The sequence below is a fragment of the Desertihabitans aurantiacus genome, from assembly GCF_003344635.1.
GTDB lineage: Bacteria > Actinomycetota > Actinomycetes > Propionibacteriales > Propionibacteriaceae > Desertihabitans > Desertihabitans aurantiacus.
In genome coordinates, this window is record NZ_QPKK01000246.1 from 1 (window position 1) to 5,803 (window position 5,803).

The following is a 5,803-nucleotide window of genomic DNA, read 5'->3' on the forward strand; positions in this document are numbered from 1 at the left end:
CACGACGGCGGTCATCCGCGGCCGGGGCGAGCTGCTCCGGCGTCTCAGCAGCCGGCGGGCCTGGGGCTCCTCGCGGGCGCAGGCCAGCAGCAGCCCGAGCGCGGCCAGGTTGACCAGCATCGCCGCACCGCCGTAGGAGACGAAGGGCAGCGGGACGCCCATCACCGGCGCCAGCCGCAGCACCACGGCGAGGTTGATGAGCGCCTGGCCCATGAACCAGGCGGTGATCCCGGCGGCCAGCATCCGGCAGAAGGTGGTGTCGGAGCGCAGCGCGATCCGCAGCCCGGCGTAGCCCAGGACGAGGAAGAGGGTGAGCACCGTCAACGTGCCGACCAGCCCGAGCTCCTCGCCGATGATGGCGAAGACGAAGTCGGTGTGGGCCTCGACCAGACCGCCGAACTTCTGCCGGGACGCGCCGAGCCCGACCCCCCACCAGCCGCCGGAGGCGAGCGCCCAGACCCCGAGGGTGGGTTGCATGCCGATGCCGTCGGTGTCCTGGACGGGGTTGAGGAAGGACAGGAACCGGTTGACCCGGTTCTCGCTGGTGAGCACCAGGGCGGCCGCGCCGCCGGCGGCCAGCAGCCCCAGCAGCGCCAGCAGCCGCAGCGGGGTGCCGACCATCCACAGCACGGCGAGGATGATCACCCCCATCACCACAGCGGTGCCCAGGTCGCGCCCGACCAGGGTCAGCCCGACCAGCACGCCCACCATCGGCACGTAGGGCACCAGCAGGTGGCGGGGCTGGTCGAGCAGCTTCTCCTTGCGGTCCAGCACATCGGCGCCCCAGAGCACGATGGAGAGCTTCGCCAGCTCCGAGGGCTGGATGTTGAAGAAGTCCAGACCGGGGATGGCGACCCAGTTGGTGTTGCCGCCCGCGCTCACCGCCAGGGGGGTGAAGAGGAGCAGCAGCAGGCCGACCGAGACGAACCAGCTCACCCAGGCCAGCACCCTGAGGTGGCGTGGCGGGCGGTAGGCCAGGAACCACAGCGCGCCCAGCCCGGCGACCAGGAAGACGATCTGGCGCTTGACGTAGTAGTAGGGGTCGTCGTACTCCACCTGGCCGACCACGCTGGAGGCCGAGAGCACCATCATGGTTCCGAGCGCGAGCAGCAGCCCGGCCGAGACCACCACCAGCCAGAAGCTGGCGAGCGGGTGGGCCAGGGCCTGGCGCAGGCTGCTCGAGAGGCCGGGAGCGGCGGCCGGGGAGGTCGGTTCGGCGGAGCGGTCGGACGACGACGGGGAAGAGAGGATCGTCACGTCACTCCCCTGCGGGTCCCGGTGGGGCGAGGGAGCGGGCGGCGGCGGCGAAGGCGTCACCGCGGGCGCCGTAGCCGGGCCACATGTCGAGGCTGGCGCACCCGGGGGCGAGCAGGACGACGTCGCCGGGGCGGGCCAGACCGGCCGCCGCTCGCACCACGTCCTCCATGACCCCAGTGTGGGTGCCCGGCACCTCGATCACCGGCACATCGGGAGCGTGTCGGCGCAGCGCCCCGGCGACCACCGCCCGGTCGACGCCGAGCAGCACCGCACCGCGGAGGCGTCCGGCGTGGCGGGTGACCAGGTCGTCGAAGGTGGTGCCCTTGGCCTGCCCGCCGGCCACCCAGACCACGGACTCGAAGGCCGACAGGCTGGCCCCGGCGGCGTGCGGGTTGGTGGCCTTGGAGTCGTCGACCCAGCGGACGCCGTCGCGTTCGAGGACGGTCTGGATCCGGTGCTCGCCCGGGGTGAGGGTGCGCAGCCCCTCGGCGACCGCAGCGGCCGGGACGCCGAAGGAGCGGGCCAGCGCGGCCGCGGCCAGCGCGTTGGCGACGTTGTGCGGTGCGAACGGGGTGACGTCGGACAGCTTGGCCAGCTCCAGGGCGGAGTCGCGCCGCTGCGCGACGAAGGCGCGGTCGACGATGAGGTCGTCGACCACCCCGATCATCGAGGGGGCCGGGGTGCCCAGGGTGAACCCGATCGCCCGGGCGCCCTCGGTGACGTCGGCCTCCTCCACCATCTGCTCGGTGGCGCGGTCGGCGACGTTGTAGACGCAGGAGTGGGTGACCCGCTCGTAGACCAGCGCCTTGTCGCGGCGGTAGGCCGCCATCGGGTCGTCCGCGTCGGCGTACCACTCGAGGTGGTCGGGCTGCAGGTTGAGCACGGCCGCGGAGTGCATCTGCAGGCTGTGCGACCAGTGCAGCTGGAAGCTGGACAGCTCGACGGCCAGCACGTCGTAGGGCTCGGGGTCGAGGACGGCCTCCATCAGCGGACGTCCGACGTTGCCGAAGGCGCCGGTGCGCAGACCGGCGGCACGCAGCATCGACTCCAGCATCTGCACCGTGGTGGTCTTGCCGTTGGTGCCGGTGACCGCCAGCCAGGGCACCCGCTTCGCCGGCCCGCTGAGCCGCCAGGCCAGCTCCACCTCCCCCCACACCGGGACGCCGGCGGCGGCGGCCTGGCGCAGCAGCGGCGTGCTGGGCCGCCAGCCGGGCGAGGTCACCACCAGGTCGACGTCGGCGGGCAGCCGGTCGGTGCTGCCGGCCCCCAGCCGGACGTGGGCGCCCAGGGTCTCCAGCAGGGTGGCCCGCTCGGCGTTGGTCGCCGAGTCGGACGCGTCGACCACCTGCACGTCGGCGCCGAGCTCGAGCAGCCCGTCGGCGGCGGCGAACCCGGAGGTGCCCAGTCCGGCCACCAGGACCCGGGCCTGCGGCCAGGGCGAGGCGCCGTCCGCGGTCGCGAGCCAGTCCCTCACAGCCCCGCCACCCACTCGGCGTAGAAGAGCCCCAGCCCACCGGCCACGCACAGCCCGCAGATGATCCAGAACCGGATGACGATGGTGATCTCGGCCCAGCCGATCAGCTCGAAGTGGTGCTGCAGCGGGGCCATCTTGAACAGCCGCTTGCCCTTGCTGAGCTTGAACCAGCCGACCTGCAGGATCACCGACAGGGTGATGACGACGAACAGCCCGCCGAGCACCACCAGCAGCAGCTCGGTGCGGGTGAGGATGGCCATCCCGGCCAGCGCCCCACCGAGGGAGAGCGAACCGGAGTCGCCCATGAAGATCTTGGCCGGGGAGGCGTTCCACCACAGGAAACCGAAGCAGGCCCCGGCCAGCGAGAGCGCGACCACGGCCAGGTCGTAGGGGTCGCGCACCTCGTAGCAGCGCGCGTTGGCGGTGGCGACCGAGGCGCAGGCCTGGTTGTACTGCCAGATGTTGATGATCGCGTAGGCGGCGAAGACCATCGCGCTGGCGCCGGTGGCCAGCCCGTCCAGGCCGTCGGTGAGGTTGACCGCGTTGCTGGCGCCGGCGATGAGCAGCATGAACCAGACCACCGCCACCGGCAGCACCAGGTAGAGCGGGTCGAGGTCGCGCAGGAAGGAGACGTACTGCGAGGCCGGGGTGAGCCCGCGCTCGTCGGGGAAGCTCAGCGCCGCGATGCCGAAGGTGGCCCCGACCAGCGCCTGGCCGGCCAGCTTGGCCTTGCTGTTGAGCCCGAGCGAGCGCTGCCGGGAGATCTTGATCCAGTCGTCGAGGAAGCCGACCACGCCGAGCCCGACGAACAGGTACAGCAGCAGCCCGGCCGAGATGCTCATCGGCGTCCAGGTGAGCAGGTGGGAGAGCAGGTAGGCCAGCACCACCGAGGCCATGATGACCAGCCCGCCCATGGTGGGCGTGCCGCGCTTGGTGTGGTGGGCGGTGGGGCCGTCGTCGCGGATGAACTGCCCGTAGCCCCGGCGGACGAGGACGCCGATCGCCAGGCGGGTGCCGAGCAGGGTGCCCAGCATGGCCAGCCCGCCGGCCAGCAGGATGGTCACCACGAGGTGGCCCCCGACGACCCTGGGACGTCCCGCGGGACTGTCGTGCGGTCGCTCCGCTCCGACACCGTCACTCGTTCTCCCTCCGCTGCGTCTGCGTCCCCCGGACCAGCTCCTCGGCCGCGGTCTGCAGCTCCAGCGAGCGCGAGGCCTTCACCAGCACCACGTCCCCCGCGGCCAGCCGGGGCGCGAGCAGGCCGGCGACCTGGCCGGGTGCCTGCAGCACCGTAGCGGGAACCTCGACCTCGGGCCGCCTCCCACGCCCGGACGGACCGGCGAACCCGGCCAGCACCTCGGCGGCCTGGTCGCCGAGCACCACCAGCTCGTCCACCCCGGCCGCGCGGGCGTCGGTGCCGAGGCGGATGTGCTCCTCGGTGGTCGACTCCCCCAGCTCGAGCATGTCGCCCAGGACGGCCACCAGCCGCGCCCCGGGACGGCTGCGGCGCTGCTCGGCGACCAGCTCCGCGGCCACCGCGAGGGCGGCCCGCATCGACTCGGGGTTGGCGTTGTAGGCGTCGTTCAGCACCACCACCCCGTCCTCGCGGGTGGCGACCTCCATCCGCCAGCGGGAGCGGGAGGAGGCGGTGCTGAGCGCGGCGCCGATCGCGGGCAGCGCGAGGCCGGCGCAGCGGGCGGCGGTGGCGGCGGCCAGCGCGTTGGCCACCTGGTGGCGTCCGACGCCGACCAGGGCGACCTCGCAGGCGTCCTCGCCCTCGGCGTCGGCGCAGTGCAGGGTGAAGCGGTAACGACCGGCCTCGCTGGCGCGGACGTCGGTGGCCCAGACCGCCCGGTCGGCCGGCTGCGACGGACGGGCGCCGAGGGCGAACAGCGCGACCCGGCCGCGGGTGCGCTCGCGCATCGCCAGCACCCGCTCGTCGTCGGCGTTGAGCACCGCCCACCCGTCGGGGTCGAGGGAGGCGACGATCTCGCCCTTGGCGCGGGCGACGGCGTCCCGGCCGCCGAACTCGCCGAGGTGTGCGGTGCCGACGTTGAGCGCGATGGCGACGTCGGGCGGGGTGAGGGTGCACAGGTAGGCGATGTGGCCGATGCCGCGGGCGCCCATCTCGCTGACCAGGAACCGGGTGCTCGGCCCGACCCGGGTGGCGGTCAGCGGCACCCCGATCTCGTTGTTGTGGTTGCCCTCCGGGGCCACGCACTCCCCGGCGGGTTCGAGCACCTGGGCGAGCAGGTCCTTGGTGGAGGTCTTGCCCGAGGAGCCGGTGACGGCCAGCACGGTCAGCCCGGGGACGGCGTCGACGCAGGCCCGGCCGAGGCGTCCCAGCGCGGCGACGGCGTCGTCGACCACCACGGTGGGCAGCTCGGTGGGCCGCTGGCCGAGCACCGCGGCGGCACCGTTGGCCGCGGCCGCGGCGGCGTAGTCGTGGCCGTCGACCTGCTCGCCGCGCAGCGCGACGAAGAGGGCACCGGCACCGGCCCGGCGGGAGTCGATCACCACGTCGGGGCCGACCGTCACCGTGCCGGGGCCGTGCACCGTGCCGCCCACCTGGGCGGCGAGCTCAGCGAGCGTGCGTGGCTGCACCGCGTCCTCCTCCCGTGCCGTCCGTGACCGCCGGCCCGTGCACCGCGTGCGCCAGCTCGGTCAGCACGGTCACGTCGTCGAAGGGGGTGACCACGCCGGCCACCTCCTGGCCGGTCTCGTGGCCCTTGCCCAGCACCGCGACGAGGTCGTCGGGGCCGGCCAGCTCCAGGGCCAGCCGCAGCGCGTCCCGGCGGGAGCCGCCGTCGAGCACCTCGGTACCCGGTCCGGCATCCTCCCGCGCACCGGCCAGCACCTCGGCCCGGATGGCGGCCGGGTCCTCGCTGCGGGGGTTGTCGTCGGTGACCACGACCACGTCGGCGTAGCGGGCACCGGCCGCGCCCATCGGGCGGCGCTTCTCGGGGTCGCGGTCGCCGCCGCAGCCGAAGGCGGTGACCAGCCGGCCGGGGCCGCCGGCCAGCCCGGCCCGGAGCGCCCGCAGGGTCGCCTCGACCGCCTGCGGGGTGTGGG

Annotated in this window: 5 protein-coding genes; all 5 read right to left on the minus strand. The window is 74.1% G+C overall.

From position 1 onward, the window contains the following. A partial coding sequence (ftsW, locus tag DVA66_RS16255) for a putative lipid II flippase FtsW (protein ID WP_198671852.1) occupies window positions 1-1,257 on the minus strand: 1,257 nt, incomplete at its 3' end. Between the two features lies 1 nt (window position 1,258). Next, window positions 1,259-2,746 (minus strand): UDP-N-acetylmuramoyl-L-alanine--D-glutamate ligase, encoded by a 1,488-nt coding sequence (murD, locus tag DVA66_RS16260; protein ID WP_408608923.1) that lies wholly within the window; start codon window positions 2,744-2,746, stop codon window positions 1,259-1,261. Further along, window positions 2,728-3,798: a phospho-N-acetylmuramoyl-pentapeptide-transferase gene (mraY, locus tag DVA66_RS16265; RefSeq protein WP_114561016.1), complete on the minus strand. Its 1,071-nt coding sequence runs from the start codon at window positions 3,796-3,798 to the stop codon at window positions 2,728-2,730. Before mraY ends, murD begins: the two co-directional genes overlap by 19 nt. A gap of 67 nt (window positions 3,799-3,865) precedes the next feature. After that, window positions 3,866-5,335, minus strand: a complete 1,470-nt coding sequence (locus DVA66_RS16270) for a UDP-N-acetylmuramoyl-tripeptide--D-alanyl-D-alanine ligase (protein WP_114561017.1) — start codon at window positions 5,333-5,335, stop codon at window positions 3,866-3,868. Then, window positions 5,313-5,803: glutamate ligase domain-containing protein (locus DVA66_RS16275; protein WP_332872880.1), on the minus strand; the 491-nt coding region annotated here is incomplete at its 5' end. The genes DVA66_RS16270 and DVA66_RS16275, both read right to left, overlap by 23 nt.